Raw genomic sequence first — 19407 nt, 5'->3', positions numbered from 1 at the left:
CCTGCGGCCTCCCCCCGAAGTTTATCTGGCAAAGTGAATGGGGATCAGAGTTGCGCGAGACGGTGTCGCACCTCTTCCCGGATCGGGCCGTTGCGGGGGGTGTCTTGTAGCGACGTAAACCATTGCTCTGGTGGGTTTTTGCCGCGCCGGTTGCCATCAAAGCGTAATCCACGCAGCACGTCCTCGCCGTCGGGGGTGACGCGGTCGGGAATGTCGTACCCGTTCAACGTGGCCCAAACGCCAGTCCACAGACGTCCCACGGACCAAGGGTTGTAGCCACCGCCGCCCAGCACCAACAGCCGCGGGGCGAGGTCCATGAGATCGCGCACAATGGCCCAATGTGCGTTGTTGGACAGGGACAAATGCGCTTGGGGGTCTTCCTCGACCCCGTCGGCGCCACATTGAATGACGATGGCGTCCGGTCGAAATGCCTCAACACGGGGCAAGATGACCTGATCCCGGATCAAGGCCATTTCGTCATCGTTGAGATCTCGTGGAACAGGTACGTTGACCAAGCTATCCATCGCTCCAAGCGCGCCTGTACGCGGCCACAACCCATCCTCATGCACCGAGATCATCAGCACATCCGGGTCATCGCCAAAGGCGACCTCGACCCCATCCGGGTGGTGTGCGTCAATATCCACATAGGCGATACGCGCAGCCCCGTTCCGCTGCAGGGCAAGGATCGCAAGCACCGGATCATTGAGATAGCAGAACCCCCCGGCCCGATCCGGCATCGCGTGATGTGTGCCGCCCGCTGGGTGATAGACAATTCCTCCATCACGAAGCAGTTCACCTGCCAACAGCGATCCCCCCGCTGCCGTGGCAGGACGGCGGTACATCTCGGGAAAGACCGGGTTGTTGGACGTACCCAAACCGTGCCGGATTCTTACGTCATCACTCACATGCTGCGCTGTTTCGGCCGCGTGCAAGGCCGACAGGTACGCCTGTGTGTGCCAGATGGTCAGTGCGTTTGGCTTGGCACGTGGGCTGGGAACATAGGCTTCGTTTGGCAACCACCCCATCGCGCGGCTCAGGTCAATGACCGTGGACACCCGCGGCACCCGCAAGGGGTGCCACGACCCGTAGGACGATCCGCGATAAATCTCGGAGCCAATGAACAAGGGGCGTTTCATGACCCATACATAACGGTCCTGTCCACTGCGGCGAGGGGTCAGGCCGCCGCAGCGCCCATTGCCTCGGCCCGCTTCAGCCAATTTGCGATCTTTTCGGGCTTGGCCAGTTTGACCGATCCCAGCATCACAACGTTGCGAGGCTTCACGCCAACGAACTTCATGACCTGGTTGCGCATCACGCGGCGGCCCGGACTGCGGTAGAGCACCGTGTCGACCCATGGCGGTGTATCGGCCGTGATGATCGCGTCACCCGTCCGGCCCTCAAGCAGCTTGTCCCAGCCCAGACCGCGCCCATGATACTTGTAAGCAAATCCAGATTGCAGCCCCGCATCCATCACCGCTTTGGCTTGCGCGGGCATCGCGCCCCACCAGTAGGGGTGCACGATCATCACATGATCGGCCCAGCGGACATTGTCTTGCCACGCCTGCACATCAGGCGAAACGGGCGCATCTGCGTCATAGCCGTGTTCTGTGTCCATGTCCGACAGGTGCATGATCCGGACCTCGGCCCCCTTGGCCCGGGCTCCTTGCGCATAGCGTTCCGCCAAGGCTGCGTTCAGCGATCCGGCCTTGGGATGCGCCACCCAGATGAAAACCTTTTTGGTCATGTGATGTCTCCGTCGTTTGCTTGACACTGTGTAAATTGACATCGTGTCAACTATGTGCTTCTTGACAGCATGTCAAGTGAGCCAATCGATACCCCGACCAAAATTCTGCAGGCGACCCTGAAGCTGCTGGAAGCGCCCGATGCAAAACTGCCGACGATGTCCGACATCGCGCGGGCGACGGGGATCAGCCGGCAAGCGGTGTATCTGCACTTTCCCAGCCGGACCGACCTGCTGGTGGCGGCAACGCGCTATCAGGACCGGCTGAACGATATTGATACCGGCCTTGCCCCCAGCCGGGGCGCACGGTCTGGCGCTGAGCGGCTGGACGCCTTTGTCACGGCATGGGGCAACTACATCCCCAAGATCTATGGCGTGGCCCGTGCCATCATGGCCGTCACGGACACCGATGCCGAAGCGGCCGCTGCCTGGAACACCCGTATGCAGGACATGCGTGAAGGCTGTTCAGCCGCCATCTCGGCACTGGCCGAGGACGGCACCCTACCCCCGGGCACGGATATAGAGCAGGCCACCGACCTGTTGTGGACCATACTGTCCGTCCGGAATTGGGAAAACCTGACACAAACCTGCGGCTGGTCGCAGGACTGCTACATCGCCACGATCCGAGGGATGGCCATGGCCACGCTCGCGCGCGATCTGGGTGCGCTCACGGACGTGCTTGCCTGCACTGATCCGCCCGCCTAACGTCGCAGCCATATGCTGCGCTACACTCTCAAACGGCTCGTTTCACTCGCCATCAGCCTCGCCATTGCGTCGCTGCTGATCTTTGCAGTGATCGAAGTGGCGCCCGGTGATCCGGCCTCGTTCATGCTGGGGATCAATGCGCAAGAAGATACGCTGGCCGCATTGCGGGCAGAGCTAGGCCTCGATCAGCCGAAATGGCAACGATATCTCTCTTGGGTCGGGGGCATGCTGCAGGGCGATTTCGGCACGTCCTACCAGTACCGCACCCCCGTGACACAGATGATTGCAGACCGGCTCTGGGTGTCCTTGCCCCTTGCGCTCTATGCGCTGACACTGTCCACGATCATCGCCTTTCCCGCTGGTATCTATGCAGCTTCCCGCCGGGGCAAGGCGGGTGATGTGGGTGTGATGGGCGCGACCCAAGTGGGCATCGCCATCCCGAATTTCTGGTTTGCGATGATGTTGGTGCTGATCTTTGCAATCAACCTGCGCTGGTTCAGCGCCGGAGGGTTCGCGGGTTGGGATAAAGGGGGCTGGGCGGCGATGAAATCGCTCACCCTGCCCGCCATCGCGCTTGCACTGCCGCAAGCAGCGATCCTTGCGCGCGTCATGCGCTCGTCCCTGCTGGATGTGCTGGATGAGGATTTCATGCGCACCGCCCGCGCCAAGGGGCTGAGCCGTGGTGCCGCCCTGCGCCGTCACGGCTTGCGCAATGCAATGATCCCGGTACTGACGATCCTTGGGCTGCAATTCTCGTTCCTGCTCGCGGGTGGGATCATCATCGAACAGGTGTTTTACCTGCCGGGCCTCGGACGCCTGATCTTTCAAAGTATCTCGGCCCGCGATCTGATCGTGGTGGAGAGCGTGACAATGCTGCTCGTCTTTGCGGTGATCATGGTGAACTTCCTCGTCGATCTGGCCTATGCCGCCGTCGATCCACGGCTGAGGGCGCGCACATGAACCGGGCCTTGATCCTTGGCGGGGCGCTGTCGGCGCTCATGGTCATCGCAGCGCTTTTGTCCTTTGTCTGGACTCCGTTTGATCATGGCGCGATGAACATCCCCGACAAGCTGCAAACCCCGAACAGCACACACTGGTTCGGCACGGACCATTTCGGGCGTGATATGTTTTCGATGATCATGGTGGGTGCGCGCACATCCATCGCCGTGGCCTGCGTCGCGGTGGGCATCGGCATCGGGTTGGGTGTTCCCTTGGGCCTGTGGGCCGCCGCGCGGCAAGGCGGTTGGGTGGACGAGGTCATCATGCGCGGCAATGACATGATCTTTGCCTTTCCATCACTGGTCATCGCCATCCTGATCACCGCCGTCTTCGGTGCAGGCGCAATCAACGCCATCATCGCCATCGGCATCTTTAACATCCCCGTCTTCGCGCGCGTCACACGTGGCGGTGCCCTGCCCCTCTGGGCACGCGAATTCATCCTTGCCGCGCGTGTGGCAGGTAAGGGGGCCGCGCGCATCAGTGTCGAACACATCCTGCCCAACATCGCGAACCTGCTGATTGTGCAGGCCACGATCCAGTTCTCTTTGGGGATACTGGCCGAAGCGGCCTTGTCCTATGTCGGTCTCGGCGCACAACCACCCACTCCCAGCTGGGGCCGGATGTTGGCAGATGCGCAAACACTGGTCAGCATCGCGCCCCATATGGCGCTGGGGCCGGGGATGGCGATCATCCTGACAGTGCTTGGTCTGAACCTTTTGGGCGACGGGTTGCGGGATGCGCTTGATCCGAAACTGCGGGTGGCGCGGGTATGAGCCTTCTGTCCATCACCGGCCTGTCACTGTCCATCGCGGGCGCACCGATCCTGCGCGACGTGTCGCTGTCGTTGACACCGGGGGAGGTTGTCGCCGTCACCGGAGAAAGCGGGTCGGGCAAGTCCATGACAGCGCTGGCCGTGATGCAATTGCTGCCCCCTCAGTCCGAAGCAACGGGGACCATCAGCCTCGACGGCCACGAGATGTTGGAGTTGGATGAAACCACGCTCTGCACCTTGCGCGGCGACCTCGCGGGCATGGTTTTTCAAGAGCCGATGACAGCGCTTAATCCGGTGCAGACCATCGGCGACCAAGTCTCCGAAACGGTGCGCCTGCACCGGCCCGAACTCAACCCGCAACGCCGCGCGCGGGAGGTTCTGGACCGTGTGGGACTAGAGAGTATCCCCTTGTCCCGCTACCCGCATGAGCTGTCCGGCGGACAGCGTCAGCGCGTTGTAATCGCCATTGCCATCGCGTGCGGACCCAAGCTGTTGATTGCAGACGAACCCACCACGGCGCTTGACGTCACCACGCAGGCCCAAATCCTGACCTTGCTCAAACGCCTTGCCGCTGAGGATGGGATGGGTCTGCTGATGATCACCCACGACCTTGCTGTCGTGGCCGAGATGGCCGACCGGATCGTCGTCATGCGTCATGGTGAAGTGGTCGAGGCGGGCGACACGCCCGCCTTACTGGCCGACCCGCAGCACCCTTATACCCAAGCCTTGCTGGCCGCCTCCAACCACCGCGTCGATCTGCCGGGCGGGGCGGAGCAAGCTCCGCTGTTACGTGTTCAGGATGTCGTGCGCGACTACACTCTGCCCCGCACGAAACTGTTTGTCCCCGCGGGGACACATCGTGCGGTGGACGAGGTCAGCTTTGATGTAAAGCGCGGCGAACGGATCGGGCTGGTCGGAGAAAGCGGATGTGGCAAGTCCACCCTCACGCGCGCCATCCTCGGGCTTGAGCCGGTGCAGGGCGGGTCGATCACGCTGGATGGTACGCCCGTCACTGACCCGTCTGTCAGGCGCAAGATGCAGGTGGTCTTTCAGGACCCTTACGGCAGCTTCAACCCCCGTCACCGCGTCGCCCGCCTGATCACTGAACCGTTCCATTTGCTGGACACGCCTCCGACTGACCGCGAGGAACGGATCGCCTACGCCCTGACAGATGTGGGCCTTTCCCCGGACGATGCCCAGAAGTACCCCCACCAATTCTCGGGCGGGCAACGGCAACGCCTTGCCATTGCACGCGCTCTGATCATCCGCCCTGAACTGGTGATCTTTGACGAGGCGGTCAGCGCCCTCGATGTCTCGGTACGGGCGCAAATCCTCGACCTGATTGCGGATCTCTGTCGCCAGTACGATCTGACTTACCTGTTCATCAGCCACGACCTGAGCGTAGTGCGCACGATCACCGACCGGGTGATGGTCATGCAGAAAGGAAGGATCGTGGAGGCAGGCCAGACCGAAGCTGTCTTTAGCGATCCGCAACACCCCTACACAAGGCAATTGATTGACGCCGCGCCGCAATTGCCACCCCATGAAACAACACGCGCAAGGAGCCTTCCATGATCGACGCCCTCTGGTTCGACCCCTCGCTGATGCTGATCGGTGGCACATGGCGCGCGGCCAGTGACACGCTCCCCCTCATCAACCCGTCGGATGGTAGCGATCTGGCCCGGATCGCGCGCGGGCAAGCGCAGGACATCGATGGCGCCGTGGCAGCCGCTCACGCAGCGCGTGAAAGCGATTGGGGACGCATGACGGCCACCGAACGGGGGCGTATCCTGACCGAGATCGGGCGTTGCGTGCTGGACCGGGTCGACGACCTCGCCACACTCGAGGCGCTGGATGTCGGCAAACCGCTCACCCAAGCCCGCGCCGACGCCGTGGCACTTGCCCGGTACATGGAATTTTACGGGGGTGCCGCGGACAAGATCACCGGCGAAACTATCCCCTATCTGGATGGTTACACCGTCTATACCCTGCGCGAACCGCATGGGGTCACGGGCCACATCGTGCCATGGAACTACCCAATGCAGATCATCGGGCGGTCAGTTGGCGCAGCCCTTGCGATGGGCAACGCCTGTGTCCTGAAACCAGCAGAAGAAGCCTGCCTGACCGCCCTCGCCTTTGCCTATATCGCAGCCGAGGCTGGCCTGCCCGACGGCGCACTGAACGTCGTCCCCGGTCTGGGGGCCGAAGCAGGTGCAGCGCTGGCTGCGCATCCGGGAGTCCGGCATATCAGCTTCACCGGTTCGGTGTGCACTGGCGCGCTGGTCCAGCAGGCCGCAGGGGCCAACGTGGTGCCAGTGACGCTGGAACTTGGCGGCAAATCCCCGCAGCTGGTGTTTGACGATGCCGATCTGGATGCCGCCCTGCCCTTCCTCGTGAATGCAGGGATCCAGAACGCCGGACAGACCTGTTCCGCCTCATCCCGCATCCTTGTGCAGCGCGGAGTTTATGACGAAGTCCGCCGCCTTATGTCCGATGCCTACGCCAACCTCACGGTTGGCCCCGCACTTGATGACCTGCGCATCGGCCCGCTGATCTCGACCCGACAGAAACAAATTGTCGAAGGGTTCCTTGCACGGGGCGCGGACCTGACCATTGCCGCACAGGGACGCTTGCAAGATGCACCCGATAGCGGCGCCTATGTCCTCCCCACACTGTTCGAAAACGTCCCACCGGACCACACCCTTGCGCGCGACGAAATCTTTGGTCCAGTGCAGGTGCTGATCCCATTCAATACGGAGGAGGAGGCGCTGCGCATCGCCAACAACACCGATTACGGCCTTGTCGCCAGCGTTTGGACGCGCGACGGCGGACGGCAGATGCGGCTGGCCAAGGCGTTGCGCTCGGGCCAGGTCTTCATCAACAACTACGGCGCGGGAGGTGGGGTCGAACTGCCCTTTGGCGGTATCGGAAAATCCGGTCATGGCCGCGAAAAGGGCTTCGAAGCGCTCTATGGTTTCTCCACTCTGAAAACCGTGGCAGCCCATCATGACTGAGGTCGTGCAGTATAGAAAGGACACCCCATGATCTTCGAAAAACGCTTTCAAGGTCGCAAAGCAGTCATCACTGGCGGAGCTGCGGGTTTGGGTCATGGCATCGCGGAACGGATCAAGGCCGAAGGCGGCACGGTCGAGGTCTGGGACATCAATGCCGACGCCCTTGCCGCGTTGGAAATGGACACCCGCCAGATTGACGTCACAAACGCTGGGGCGGTGGACCATGCCATGCAAGAGGCCTACCCGGATATCCTCGTCTGCTCTGCCGGGATCACCGGGCCAAACACAACCACATGGAACTATCCCGTCGAAGAATGGCTAAAAGTGCATGACCTGAACCTGAACGCCGTCTTCTACTGCAACCGCGCAGCCGCCCCCATGATGCGGGCCAAAGGGTGGGGGCGGATCATCAACATCGCCTCGATCGCCGGGAAAGAGGGAAACCCCAACGCCCCTGCGTACTCGGCCTCGAAGGCAGGCGTCATCGGCCTGACCAAATCACTGGGCAAGGAGTTAGCGACCAGCGGCGTGACCTGCAACGCCATCGCTCCGGCGGCGGTGCGCACGGCCATCTTCGACCAGATGACGCAAGAGCATATCGACTTTATGCAGTCCAAGATTCCCATGGGCCGCTTCGGCACAGTGGAAGAGATTGCGTCCATGACCTGCTGGCTCGCCTCGGACGAGGCCAGTTTCACCACTGGGTTCTGTTTCGACCAATCGGGCGGGAGGGCGACGGCGTAATGCGGATCGAGGTAAACGGCGTTCGGCTCTATGTTGACATAGAGGGCGCAGGCCTTGTCCCAGACGGACCGACCATGCGCGAAAAGCCCACGCTCATCGCCCTGCATGGCGGTCCGGGGGCGGATCATTCGATCTACAAACCGCATCTGGGCCAACTCTCAGACCTGTGCCAGATCGTCTATGTCGATCATCGCGGAAACGGGCGGTCGGACGATGGCGATCCCGAAACATGGACCCTAGCGCAATGGGGCGATGACGTCGCCGGACTGTGCGACGTTTTGGGGGTCGAGAAACCCATCATCTACGGCGCGTCCTTCGGCGGCTATGTCGCGCAATCCTTTGCGACGCGGCACCCCGGTCGGCTGCCGGGGCTTATTCTGTCAGTCACGGCAGCCCACGTGGATTTCGAAGCGGTGTTCGACGCTTTCACGCGCATCGGCGGAGCGAAGGCCGGTAAGGTCGCGCGCACCTACTGGTCCGACCCCACGCCAGAGCGCAGGCAAGCCTATTTCGACACCTGTTTCCCGCTCTATTCGATCAAGGGTCTGAACCAGGACATGGTCGCGCGCATGATCGTCAAGAACCCGGTCGCCACGCACTTCAATGGGCCAAAAAACGAACATGGGCGGTTCGACTTCCGCCCCGGGCTTGCAAAGATCACCTGCCCCGCCCTCGTCATCTCGGGCAAACAAGACCCCATCATGCCCCATCCTTTCGGCGCTGAAATCGCACAACACCTGCCTGACGCCCTCTACCACCTGCTGGACAACGCGGGCCACACCGTCGACTTTGACGCGGCAGAGGCGTTCTATACGCTCATGCGGAATTTCATCTGGGGGGTGTCAGATGCAGCTTGAAGGCAAAACGGCGATCGTCACGGGCGGGGCCAGCGGCTTTGGCGAGGGGATCGCGCGCGCCTTTGCTGCCGAAGGGGCCTCGGTGATGGTCGCCGACATCAACGGCAACGGGGCGAAAGTGATTGCAAAGGACATCGGCGGTCATGCAGCACAGGTCGACGTCGCGAACGGCACGTCGGTCCACGCGCTCGCGGACACAGCGCTTGGCACGTTTGGCCATCTCGACATTCTAGTGAACAACGCGGGCATCACCCACCTGCCCCAAGCCATGGAAGACGTCAGCGAAGACGACTTCGACCGCGTGCTGGCGGTCAACGCCAAGTCGGTCTACCTTACCGCCCGCAGCCTTGTACCTCACTTCAAAGACCGCGGGGCGGGTGCCATTCTCAACGTCGCCTCCACCGCGGGCGTCAGCCCGCGGCCCCGGCTCAACTGGTACAACGCGTCCAAGGGCTGGATGATCACCGCAACCAAGGCGATGGCGGTCGAACTTGCCCCCCACGGCGTGCGCGTGAACGCGATCAACCCGGTGGCAGGCGAAACGCCCCTGCTAAAAAGTTTCATGGGCGAAGACACGCCAGAAACCCGCGCCAAGTTCCTCTCGACCATCCCCCTTGGCCGCTTCTCCACCCCGCAGGACATGGGCGCGGCAGCCACGTTCCTGTGCTCCAACGCAGCGTCAATGATTACGGGTGTGGCGCTCGAAGTGGACGGCGGGCGGTGTATCTGACCGATATGACCAATCGCAAGCTCTACCTTGGCCCATTAACCGACAACAGACGTTGGGATATGGTCGACACTCGCCCCGATGACGTCTTTGTTGTCACGCCTCCAAAATGTGGAACCACGTGGATGCAGACCATCGTGGCCCTGCTGTTCTCTGGTGATCCCGAGGTCGAAACAGAACTCTCCATCAGAATGCCTTGGGTCGACATTCGCATCCGTGAGATGCCGGAAGTCGCCGAGAGGCTCGAAGCAATGAGCCACAGACGCAGTATGAAAAGCCACACGCCTATGGACGGGCTGCCATTGGACGATCATGCGCAGTACCTTTGCGTGTTTCGCCATCCACTTGATGCGCATTTTTCGTATCGCAAACATGTGCGCAACGTCCCGATGTCATGGTTTGATCACTGGTACCCGGAGGAGGATGCCGATGGCATTACGTTTCGCCGCTTTCTGGATGGTGGAGCCGAAGGGTTTGATGGTGATGCCATGCCGCTTGCGCATATCATACAGCATTACAAAGCCGCCGCAGCCTTGGCGGATCGGCCTAATGTGTCGATGTTTCACTACGCGGATATGTCCCGTGACTTGCCGGGCATTTTTGCCAAAGTGGCCGAATTGCTGGATATCACGCATGCGCCTCACGTCTTAGATCAATTGGTGCAGGCAGCGACGTTCAGCAATATGAAGGCAAATGCCGAACGTTTCGCTCCCTCCGGCGGCAAAGGGTTCATGAAGTCGGACACCGCGTTTTTCCACAGCGGATCAAGTGGGAAATGGGTTGGCAAACTAAAGGACAAAGAGTTGAGCGCATACGACGCAATGATGGACACATACCTAGCACCCGAGGAGCGGGCGTGGCTGGAGTATGGCGCAGGGATGCACGCGCTCAACTAAATGGGGAGCGTCCTGCACAAGAATACTGCTCTGTCGCAAATGCCAGCTTCTTCCAGCATATTTGATCCGGACAGCACTGCGCGCACATCCATTCCAACTATTGTAGATAGCTCGCATTCCGGCATGATAGACCCCGGACAGGAGACCGGAATGAAACCCATCGACCTCAACGCCAAGCTGGCCCAGTTTAACACTCATTGGGACCCGCATGTCATCGCCGACTACAACGACAACGATGTCATGGTGGTCAAATTCGAGGGTGAGTTCCCCTTCCACCTGCACGAAGACACCGATGACTTCTTTCTCGTCCTGAGCGGCGAGATGACGATGGATATCGAAGACAAAAGCCACCCGGTCAAAGCGGGCGAGCTTTTCGTTGTGCCGAAGGGCATCATACATCGCCCCCGTGCGGAGCGGGAATGCAAGGTCCTCCTGATCGAACCCAAAGGTGTGCCCAACACCGGCGATCCAGCCACAGCGGCACCAAAGCCCCGCATCTAGAGCGAACGGGTCACTCCTTCCCTGTTTCAAAAAATCCCCGCCGGAGGCACGAAATCAAAATGACCCCAGGGCCGCAAAACGCGATCACGGACATCGAAGGGCTCAAGGTCGGCCACGCGCAAGACGACAGGCTTAAATCCGGCGTCACAGTGCTGACGGCAGACACACCTTTCACGGCCTCGGTCTCAGTCCAGGGCGGCGCACCGGGCACACGCGAAACAGACCTGTTGGCGCCAGACAAATCCGTGGCGCAAGTGGACGCTCTGGTGCTGGCAGGCGGCAGCGCCTACGGCCTCGACGCCTGTTCCGGCGTGGTCGAAGGGCTGCGGGACAAGGGACGCGGCTACCGGGTGGGCAATGCTATCATCCCGCTGGTGCCGGGCGCGATCATCTTCGACCTACTGTCCGGTGGCGATCAAGACTGGACCGACACACCTTACCCGGCTCTGGGGCGGGCTGCATTCGAGGCTGCAGATACGCGCACCGACATCGGCACGATCGGCGCAGGCACAGGCGCCATGACGGCAATGATGAAAGGCGGGCTCGGCACAGCGTCGCTCACCCTCGACAGTGGGATCACCGTGGGGGCGCTGGTGGCTGCCAACCCGATGGGCAGCGTCACCACACCGGGGGACAAACACTTCTGGGCCGCCCCGTTCGAGATTGATAGAGAGTTCGGCGGGCTCGGGACCGACCGGAACGCGGGACTGGGGCGCAGCTATGACAGCCGCAAGGTTACGGCGATGCTGGAGCGCGCCAATACGACTATCGCAATCGTCGCAACGGATGCGACGCTCGACAAGGCACAATGCCAGCGGGTCGCCATCGCGGCCCATGACGGGATCGCGCGCGCCTGCGTACCCGCCCACAGTCCAAGCGACGGGGACCTCGTCTTCAGCATCTCAACCAGCACCAGACCAATGACCACCCCGGTGGACCTCGCCCTGATCGGACACGCCGCTGCCCTTTGCCTTAGCCGTGCCATTGCACGCGGGGTGTATGCGGCCACACCTGCGCCAAACGATCTTCTTCCCACCTGGAGCCAGCTCAATGCCGATACTTGAGCGCGACGACATCGCCCTGCACTACGAGGTCACCGGAAACGGCCCACCGCTGCTGATGGTGGCGGGGTTCATGTCAGACCATGCCAGCTGGGCACCGCTGATACCGCTGCTGCGGGATCACTTCACCTGCGTCACGCCGGACAACCGCACGACAGGGCGAACGAACCCCTGGGATGCGCCGGTCTCCATCGACCTGATGTGCAAGGACGCGCTCGCCCTGATGACCCATCTGGGGCACGACCGTTATCACACCATCGGCCACTCCATGGGTGGCATCATCGCATTGCACATGGCCCAAGAGGTGCCGGACCGCATGGCATCCACCCATATCGCGGCCTCCGCCCCCGTGCGCCTGCCCCGCAACACCGAACTCTTCGCAACACTCATCGCCATCCGGCGCAGCACAGCACCCAAAGACATATGGCTGCGCGCCCTCTTTCCATGGTTGTTCAATCCGCGCGTCTACCACGACCCCGCGGCCGTCGATCAGGCCGTGGCCGACAGCCTCGCCTACCCCCATGCGCAATCTGCTGACGCGATGGAGCACCAGCTCACAGCCCTACGCGGATTCGATGGCACGGCACTCGCCAGCCCCACATGCCCCACACAAGTGCTGATAGGCGCGCTGGACCTTATCGTGCCACCCGATCACATCCTTGCCGTGCTCAGCCACCTGCCGCACCACATCCTCGAGGGGGCCGGACACTCCATCCACTGGGACGCCCCCGATCAAGTGGCAGAGCTGCTGCGCGCCTACGCGGCCAAACACCCGATCTGAGGGGGACATCATGCAAGACCTCTACGGCCTGCCCATCACTTGCACCAATGACGCAACCCGCCAAGGGATCGACGATTTCGTACATGGCTTCATCAGCTTTCAGACCAAGGCCGTGAATGTGCTGAAAGCTGCCAAGGCCGACCCAGGCAACGGCCTCGCCAACGCCTATGCCGCGATCCTCTACATGCTGCTCGAAGCGCCCGCAGCGCCGAAACTGGCCCAACCCTTCCTCGACAATGCGCTCAACGCCAACGATCTCACACCCCGTGAACAGGCCGCGGTCGAGGCGGCCCGCCTCTTCATAGCTGGCGACATCCCAAAGCTGATCCAGCTGTGCGAGGCCACGGTCAGCGCCTATCCCCGCGATATGGTCATGCTGAAACTGGGCCAATACCACACGTTCAACATCGGCGACTTCCCCGCCATGTTACGGGTTGCACAAAAGGCCCAGCCCGGGGCCGATGACATCGCCTATGCCCACGGCATGCGGGCCTTCGGGTTCGAGGAATGCCACCTGCTGGATGATGCCGAAGCCGCCGCACGCCACGCGCTGTCATTGGACAAAAGCGAACCCTGGGCCCACCACGCACTCGCCCATATCTACCTCACTCGTGGCCAAGTGGCCGAGGGCACCGCATTTCTGGAATCCGTCGCCCACCATTGGGCCGACCTCAACAGCTTCATGCACACGCACAACTGGTGGCATCTGGCGCTGTTCTACATCTCCGCAGGGCGCACCGACGATTTGCTGGCCGCCTACGACACCCATGTCTGGGGCGTGAACAAGGACTACTCGCAGGATCAGGCTGGTGCAGTCTCACTGCTCGCCCGGATCGAATTTGCCGGGATCGAAGTCGGCAACCGCTGGCAGGACGTGGCTGACCATGTCGCAAAGCGGGGCGCCGACACAGTCAGCCCGTTCCTTACGCTGCAATACCTCTACGCGCTTGGCCGCACCCACCGCCCCGAAGGTGAAACGCTGCTGAAAGCCATCGAAGCGCGCGCGGAGGATGAAAGCAAACACGACTGGCACGTCTGGCGCGACGTCGCCCTTTGGGCCGCCCATGGCATCGCCGCGCATGCGGCTGAGGATTACGACGATTGCATCCGCTTTCTGGGCAAGGCTCTGCCCCGCCTCGCCGAATGTGGCGGCAGCCACGCCCAACGTGACCTCTTCGAACAAATACACCTCGATGCGCTGATCCGCGCGGACCGCACATCACAGGCGCAACAAGTCCTTGAAATGCGCCGCACCTTCGATCCCGATGGCATTCCGCTCAACACCATACTGGCAGGGGTTTACGAAAAGTCCGGACTGCCTGAGCAGGCGGCCGCAGCCCGGGCGCGTGTTTCTTCTGACTGAAAATACGACCGCCGGAGGCTCCAACAGCTAACGTCGGAGCCTCCGGCGGGGATTTTTTTGAAACAGGGAATTCGGACTCTCCGGCAAAGACGTCGAGCGGCACTTGAAGGTCGAATGAGCGAGGCCTTACTCTCCCGCGATCAGATCAACCACATTGCTCTCGGCCCGCCTCACGGCATCGCGCACGGTGTTCACAATATCCGCCGCCGTCAGACCGGCATCCTCGTACATCTCATCCGGGCTGGCTTGATCAATGAACCGGTCAGGCAGATGCATCGTGCGCACCTTCAGGCCCTGATCCAGCAGCCCTTCGGCCGCCATGGCCTGCAGCACCATCGCCCCAAATCCACCCATGGCCCCCTGCTCCACCGTCACCAGCAGCTCATGTCGCGCGGCAAGATCACGGATCATCTCCACATCCAACGGCTTGGCAAAGCGCGCATCCGCGATGGACACCGACAGCCCCTCTGCCTCCAACCGGGCGGCGGCACGTTCGCAGGCATCCAGATGCGTGCCCAGCGACAACAGCGCCACGTCCGATCCTTCCTGGATCATCCGGCCCTTGCCGATCTCCAGCACCTCTCCCTGTTCCGGCATCTCCACCCCACGCCCATTGCCGCGTGGATAACGGAAAGCAATTGGCCCGCTGTCATGGGCCGCGGCAGTGGTCACCATATGCACCAACTCCGCTTCATCCGCAGCTGCCATCACCACGATCCCCGGCAAGGACGCCAGATACCCAATGTCAAATGACCCTGCATGGGTGGCCCCATCGGCCCCGACCAGCCCCGCGCGGTCGATGGCGAACCGTACTGGCAGGCGCTGCAAGACCACGTCATGCACCACCTGGTCATAACCGCGTTGCAGGAAGGTCGAATAGATCGCACAAAACGGCTTCAACCCCGACGCCGCCATCCCGGCGGCAAAGGTCACGCCATGCTGCTCAGCAATTCCCACGTCAAACACGCGACCCGGAAAGCGGTCGGCCATCTTGTTGACACCGGTGCCCGAGGGCATGGCGGCGGTCACGGCCACGATCGACGGGTCCTTCGCCGCCAGATCGGCTAACGTCTCGCCAAAGACAGACGTGTAAGACGGCGCATTGCTCTTGCCCTTGGATTGCTCACCGGTCTCCACGTCGAACTTGGACACACCATGATACTTGTCCGCCGATCCCTCGGCCGGGGCGTAGCCCTTGCCTTTGACCGTGCAAGCATGGATCAGTACCGGCCCGGTGGCCCGCGTCCGCGCAGCACGCAGCACTGACAACACCTGGCCCATGTCATGCCCATCAATCGGGCCGATATAGTCAAATCCCAGCTCTTCAAAGAACGTGCCGCGACTTTCAACGCCTGTCACCATCTCGCGCGCCCGCCGCGCCCCGTCGCGCATCGGCTTGGGCAGCGCCGCCTCCATCCCCTCGGCAATGGCATGCAGCGGCGCAAAGGGAGAATTGCGGGACAGGTTCGACAAATACGTGCTCATCGCACCCGTAGGTGGAGCAATCGACATCTCGTTGTCATTCAGAATCACGAACAACCGCCGCCCCTCGTGCCCGGCATTGTTCAACGCCTCATAGGCCATGCCCGCCGAAATCGATCCGTCCCCGATGACAGCCACTGCATCGCCCGTCGGCATGCCCATGTCGCGGCCCACGGTGAAGCCCAACGCAGCAGAAATCGACGTCGAGGAATGCGCGGCCCCAAAGGGATCAAAATCGCTCTCGGCCCGCTTCGTAAACCCGCTGATACCGTCCTTCTGACGCAAGCTGCCCATACGATGACGGCGCCCGGTCAGGATCTTGTGCGGATAACACTGGTGGCCGACATCCCAGATCAGCTTGTCACGCGGGGTGTCGAACACGGCATGAATGCCAACGGTCAATTCAACCACGCCCAACGAGGACCCCAAATGCCCACCTGTCCGGCTGACGGCATCGATCACATCGCCACGCAACTCAACGGCCAAACGGGACAGCTCATCGTCGCTCAGCCGCTTCAAATCAGCGGGGCCAGCCACGGTATCCAACAGAGGTGTCTTTGCAATGTTCTCGGTCATGGGCGCACGTCCTTTCAACTCGCCCCACCCACCTTGCCAAGCAGACCCTTGGGGCAAAAAGGCGTCGCGCCTGAGGGTTCAAGCACGACGCCAGGTTCCTGTAGCCAACAGGAAGGGAACCGGGATCATCGATCCCGTGCGTGGGTCAAGGAAGCCACCGACCCGCGCCTGGCGTCACGGGGGCAGGCTGCGCCGCCCCCGCCACATCACTCGTAAACAGGCGCCTCGGTCGACGCGAGTTCAGGCCAATCCGCCACCATGTTCATACCTTGCAAAGGTTTCTGATACCCCTTGTGGCAGGTCCGGCAGCCCACCTTGGGCGCATCGGCATAGATCGGGCCAAGGCGCTCGGCAGGGTAAATGTCCTTGAGCGGGATCAGGTATTCCTGGTTCAGCTCGATCACCATCTGGCGGCCCTGTTGGGCCGTCGACCACTGCGGCGTCACCTGCGCCCCGTCATAGAACGCCCGGCTATTGTGGCAGAAGACACAGTTCACACCCAACGAGTTCGAGAAATAGTTCATCAGGCTGAACGTCATCTCGGTCTTCTGGATCGTGTGAACATCGTCATCCAGACCCGGCACACCGGCCACCCGGCTTTCCAGATCATGCACATTCACCTGGCTGTCATAGTCGGTCAGGTAAACCTCCAACGCCGTTGAGGGTAGCGAGGTCGATGAACTCATCGACGTGGCGCGGTTCTGATCCGCAGCCCAACCACCGACATTTTCATTGACCGGCGTGACATTGAACCAGACGTCGCTTGGAACAGCCTCGCCCCTGTGACAGGTATAGCAGTTCACACCTGCATCCCCATTCACGTTGACATGGCCCGCCCAGTTCTCGTTCAGGTTCTGGGTCATCTGGATCATGCGCCGCGCCACGACGGTCTGGTAGTTTTCCTCGCCATCAAACAGCACGCTGATGCCCGTCCACGTCCGCATCGCATTCACGATGCGTTCGTAGTTTTCAGGTGTCAGATCGGCTAGCAACGGTTCGGCATTGTCGATGACATCACCGGCACGGGCAGCACCCGCCCCGGGGACAACCGGCGGGGCCGAGCTGTAGTCCGCCACCGTCGGATCCTCGGCAGTGCGGGCAACGTTGTATTCCGGCACCGACATGCCCGTGCCGCGTGGACCCGTCTGCATGCTCTCGGTCTGGACCGGGTTGCCCCATGTCACCAAGAGCGCGGCGACAAAGACAGCACTGCCAACAATGCCGATGGCGATGGCCGGCCCGAACACATTGGTCGGATTGGCCTTGTTCCATTCATTGAACCACTTGGGCAGCATGATCAGTCCTCCTTCCCGATGAAGGCTTCGTACGACCCGTAGTCTTCGTAGCCATATGCACCGTCATAGGCGGGGGCAAAGTTGTGCTCCTGCGCCCAGATGAACCAGTTGTCGACCACCGTGCCGGTCAGCAGGATGCCAATGCCGCCCGTGATCGGGGTCAGCACCGCAAACCACCAGGCCCAGCGGTGAATGCCCTCCATCGTGGCGTTGAACCCCATGGTCCAGCGCCAGAACAGGGCCGCCCGCTCGGTCGCCGTACCACGGTCATAGATCTGCTCCAACTCGCGGTCGCCGCCATAGCGGGTCACAGCCAGAATGGTGCCGCCATGCATACAGAACAGCAGGACAGAGCCATAGAGGAACACGATGCTCAGCGCGTGGAACGGGTTGTAATAGAGGTTGCCGTAGCGGATCGAGAACGCCGTGGTCCAGTCGAGATGCGGGAAGATGCCGTAAGGCACGGCCTCACTCCACGATCCCATCAGGACCGGACGGAACAGACCCAGCACCAGGAACAACCACACAGCAGCCGCAAAGGCCCAGAACACATGCTTGCCCATCTTGTGCTCAGCCGCCAGCAGGTAGCTGCGCAAGAGCCACGTCATCACCGACACCAGCAGGAAGAATGAGGCGATGATGTACCAGCCCCCTTCGTCCAGTGGCGGCATACTAAGCCCATATTCCGGCGATGGCGGCTCAAGCGCCAGCCAGAACAGTTGGCGGATGAACTCGGGGATGCTGAATCCAACCTGGCTCAGCATGTTGATGCCGACCATTACGAACCAGATCAGGCCCGTCGCCAGCGACACCATGCCGGTCCAGCCGAGGTAAATAGGTCCGATCTGCGCATTGCCGATCCAGCCAGCGAGGGTCGAGAACCAAGGCTTTCCGCCCCGCTCGGCCATCATCTCGCCGCTGTCGTCCATACCCCATTCCGGGTTCCCCTGAACTTGGACCTGGGTGAAGATGTTTTGATATTCGATATTGAACATATCCTTACCCTCCAAAGCCGGATTGATAGACAGGCAGCGGATCAGCGCCCCAGATCGGCAGGTTCAGCCACCAGTTCCACCACTCGGGCCAGCCGGACGTCCAGACCGGGCCAGAGATGATGATGCAGACCGCACTGAAGAACACCGCGTTGATGGCCAGAAGCCAGCCAAGCCGGTGAATGCCCAAGGTGCCGATCGAATAACCGATGAAGTCGCGAAAGAACGTGTCCTCGTGATCAGGTGTCTTGGCCAGCTCGCCCTCTTCGGGGTTGGCCGCCGACAGGATCAGCGCCCCGTGCAGCGCCAGCGCCAGCGTGGTCGTGAAGAACAACGTGACGGCCAGCATATGCGCGGGGTTATAGTGGAAGTGCAGATAGGCGTAGCCGGTGTTGCTCACCCAATCGAGGTGGCTGAAGATCCCATACGGAAACCCATGCCCCCACGCGCCCATCAGGAAGGGGCGGAAGATGACCAGCGTCATGTAGGCCAGAATGGCAAAGCTGAAACCGATGGGGACGTGATATCCCATCCCCAGCTTGCGGCAAATCTCAACCTCGCGCAGGGCCCAGCTGATGAACGCGCCGGTGGCACAGATCGTGATGATCTGCCACAACCCGCCTTCCAGCAGGGGCGCCATGCCCAGACCGTAACTCAGGTCCGGCGGGGCGATGTTGATCAGCCATGGATTGAAGGTACCCTGTTGGGATGCGCCCCAGAAAATCAGGATAGTGCCCAGAAGGGCGAAAAAGGCGGTCGTGACCCCGAAAAAGCCCACGTAGAAAGGGCCAACCCAGAAGTCGAACAGATCGCCGCCGATCAGCGTCCCTCCGCGGACGCGATACTTTCGTTCGAAGGACAGCAAGGCCATCTCTCTATCTCCGCGTTTGGCGGCGCGGCC

19 protein-coding genes are annotated in these 19407 nt (G+C 61.6%); 13 read left to right on the top strand and 6 right to left on the bottom strand.

Features of this window, described 5'->3' with window-relative positions; genetic code table 11:
• Positions 1 to 44: 44 nt before the first annotated feature.
• Together Q1A75_RS12195 and Q1A75_RS12190 are read right to left on the bottom strand one after the other, a co-directional pair.
• Positions 45 to 1136, bottom strand: a complete 1092-nt coding sequence (locus Q1A75_RS12195; RefSeq protein WP_299548419.1) for an acetoin utilization protein AcuC — start codon at positions 1134 to 1136, stop codon at positions 45 to 47.
• Positions 1137 to 1174: 38 nt separating this feature from the next.
• Positions 1175 to 1744, bottom strand: a complete 570-nt coding sequence (locus tag Q1A75_RS12190) for an NAD(P)H-dependent oxidoreductase (protein WP_299548422.1) — start codon at positions 1742 to 1744, stop codon at positions 1175 to 1177.
• 69 nt (positions 1745 to 1813) lie between these two features.
• Between Q1A75_RS12190 and Q1A75_RS12185 the strand changes: the two genes are divergently transcribed.
• From Q1A75_RS12185 to Q1A75_RS12125, 13 genes are all read left to right on the top strand, one after another.
• Complete coding sequence (locus Q1A75_RS12185; RefSeq protein WP_299548425.1) at positions 1814 to 2446, top strand: TetR/AcrR family transcriptional regulator; 633 nt, start codon at positions 1814 to 1816, stop codon at positions 2444 to 2446.
• A 12-nt stretch (positions 2447 to 2458) separates the two neighbouring features.
• Complete coding sequence (locus Q1A75_RS12180; RefSeq protein WP_299548428.1) at positions 2459 to 3406, top strand: ABC transporter permease; 948 nt, start codon at positions 2459 to 2461, stop codon at positions 3404 to 3406.
• A complete protein-coding gene (locus Q1A75_RS12175; protein ID WP_299548431.1) occupies positions 3403 to 4218 on the top strand; it encodes an ABC transporter permease in 816 nt (271 codons plus the stop codon). Before Q1A75_RS12180 ends, Q1A75_RS12175 begins: the two co-directional genes overlap by 4 nt.
• Complete coding sequence (locus tag Q1A75_RS12170; RefSeq protein WP_299548434.1) at positions 4215 to 5792, top strand: ABC transporter ATP-binding protein; 1578 nt, start codon at positions 4215 to 4217, stop codon at positions 5790 to 5792. The genes Q1A75_RS12175 and Q1A75_RS12170 overlap by 4 nt, the downstream gene beginning before the upstream one ends.
• The gene (locus Q1A75_RS12165) at positions 5789 to 7231 is read left to right on the top strand and encodes an aldehyde dehydrogenase family protein (RefSeq protein ID WP_299548436.1); all 1443 of its coding nucleotides are present in this window, start codon (positions 5789 to 5791) and stop codon (positions 7229 to 7231) included. The genes Q1A75_RS12170 and Q1A75_RS12165 overlap by 4 nt, the downstream gene beginning before the upstream one ends.
• A 27-nt stretch (positions 7232 to 7258) precedes the next feature.
• Entirely contained in the window at positions 7259 to 7975 is a 717-nt protein-coding gene (locus Q1A75_RS12160; protein ID WP_299548438.1) for an SDR family NAD(P)-dependent oxidoreductase, read from the top strand.
• Positions 7975 to 8832: an alpha/beta hydrolase gene (locus tag Q1A75_RS12155; RefSeq protein WP_299548440.1), complete on the top strand. Its 858-nt coding sequence runs from the start codon at positions 7975 to 7977 to the stop codon at positions 8830 to 8832. The genes Q1A75_RS12160 and Q1A75_RS12155 overlap by 1 nt, the downstream gene beginning before the upstream one ends.
• Positions 8822 to 9562: an SDR family oxidoreductase gene (locus Q1A75_RS12150; protein ID WP_299548443.1), complete on the top strand. Its 741-nt coding sequence runs from the start codon at positions 8822 to 8824 to the stop codon at positions 9560 to 9562. The genes Q1A75_RS12155 and Q1A75_RS12150 overlap by 11 nt, the downstream gene beginning before the upstream one ends.
• Positions 9563 to 9567: 5 nt before the next feature.
• A complete protein-coding gene (locus Q1A75_RS12145) occupies positions 9568 to 10455 on the top strand; it encodes a sulfotransferase domain-containing protein (protein ID WP_299548446.1) in 888 nt (295 codons plus the stop codon).
• Positions 10456 to 10605: 150 nt separating this feature from the next.
• Positions 10606 to 10956 carry a cupin domain-containing protein gene (locus tag Q1A75_RS12140; RefSeq protein WP_299548448.1) on the top strand — a complete coding sequence of 117 codons (351 nt, stop codon included), beginning with the start codon at positions 10606 to 10608 and terminating at the stop codon, positions 10954 to 10956.
• A gap of 59 nt (positions 10957 to 11015) precedes the next feature.
• Positions 11016 to 12020 carry a P1 family peptidase gene (locus tag Q1A75_RS12135; protein ID WP_299548451.1) on the top strand — a complete coding sequence of 335 codons (1005 nt, stop codon included), beginning with the start codon at positions 11016 to 11018 and terminating at the stop codon, positions 12018 to 12020.
• On the top strand, positions 12007 to 12798 hold the full coding sequence (locus Q1A75_RS12130; protein WP_299548454.1) for an alpha/beta fold hydrolase: 792 nt from the start codon (positions 12007 to 12009) through the stop codon (positions 12796 to 12798). The genes Q1A75_RS12135 and Q1A75_RS12130 overlap by 14 nt, the downstream gene beginning before the upstream one ends.
• 10 nt (positions 12799 to 12808) lie before the next feature.
• Complete coding sequence (locus Q1A75_RS12125) at positions 12809 to 14161, top strand: tetratricopeptide repeat protein (RefSeq protein WP_299548457.1); 1353 nt, start codon at positions 12809 to 12811, stop codon at positions 14159 to 14161.
• Between the two features lie 126 nt (positions 14162 to 14287).
• Here Q1A75_RS12125 and dxs read toward each other — a convergent pair whose 3' ends face one another.
• The 4 genes from dxs to pufL form a co-directional block, all read right to left on the bottom strand.
• On the bottom strand, positions 14288 to 16219 hold the full coding sequence (gene dxs, locus Q1A75_RS12120; RefSeq protein ID WP_299555616.1) for a 1-deoxy-D-xylulose-5-phosphate synthase: 1932 nt from the start codon (positions 16217 to 16219) through the stop codon (positions 14288 to 14290).
• Between the two features lie 206 nt (positions 16220 to 16425).
• A complete protein-coding gene (gene pufC, locus Q1A75_RS12115) occupies positions 16426 to 17514 on the bottom strand; it encodes a photosynthetic reaction center cytochrome PufC (RefSeq protein ID WP_299555618.1) in 1089 nt (362 codons plus the stop codon).
• Between the two features lie 2 nt (positions 17515 to 17516).
• Positions 17517 to 18509, bottom strand: a complete 993-nt coding sequence (pufM, locus tag Q1A75_RS12110) for a photosynthetic reaction center subunit M (RefSeq protein ID WP_299555620.1) — start codon at positions 18507 to 18509, stop codon at positions 17517 to 17519.
• A 4-nt stretch (positions 18510 to 18513) separates the two neighbouring features.
• Positions 18514 to 19377 carry a photosynthetic reaction center subunit L gene (gene pufL, locus Q1A75_RS12105; protein WP_299555622.1) on the bottom strand — a complete coding sequence of 288 codons (864 nt, stop codon included), beginning with the start codon at positions 19375 to 19377 and terminating at the stop codon, positions 18514 to 18516.
• Positions 19378 to 19407: the final 30 nt, after the last annotated feature.

It is taken from the genome of uncultured Tateyamaria sp., from assembly GCF_947504105.1.
Lineage (GTDB): Bacteria > Pseudomonadota > Alphaproteobacteria > Rhodobacterales > Rhodobacteraceae > Tateyamaria.
The sequence above is the reverse complement of the archived record's forward strand: the minus strand, read 5'-3'. Positions and strand labels throughout refer to the sequence as shown.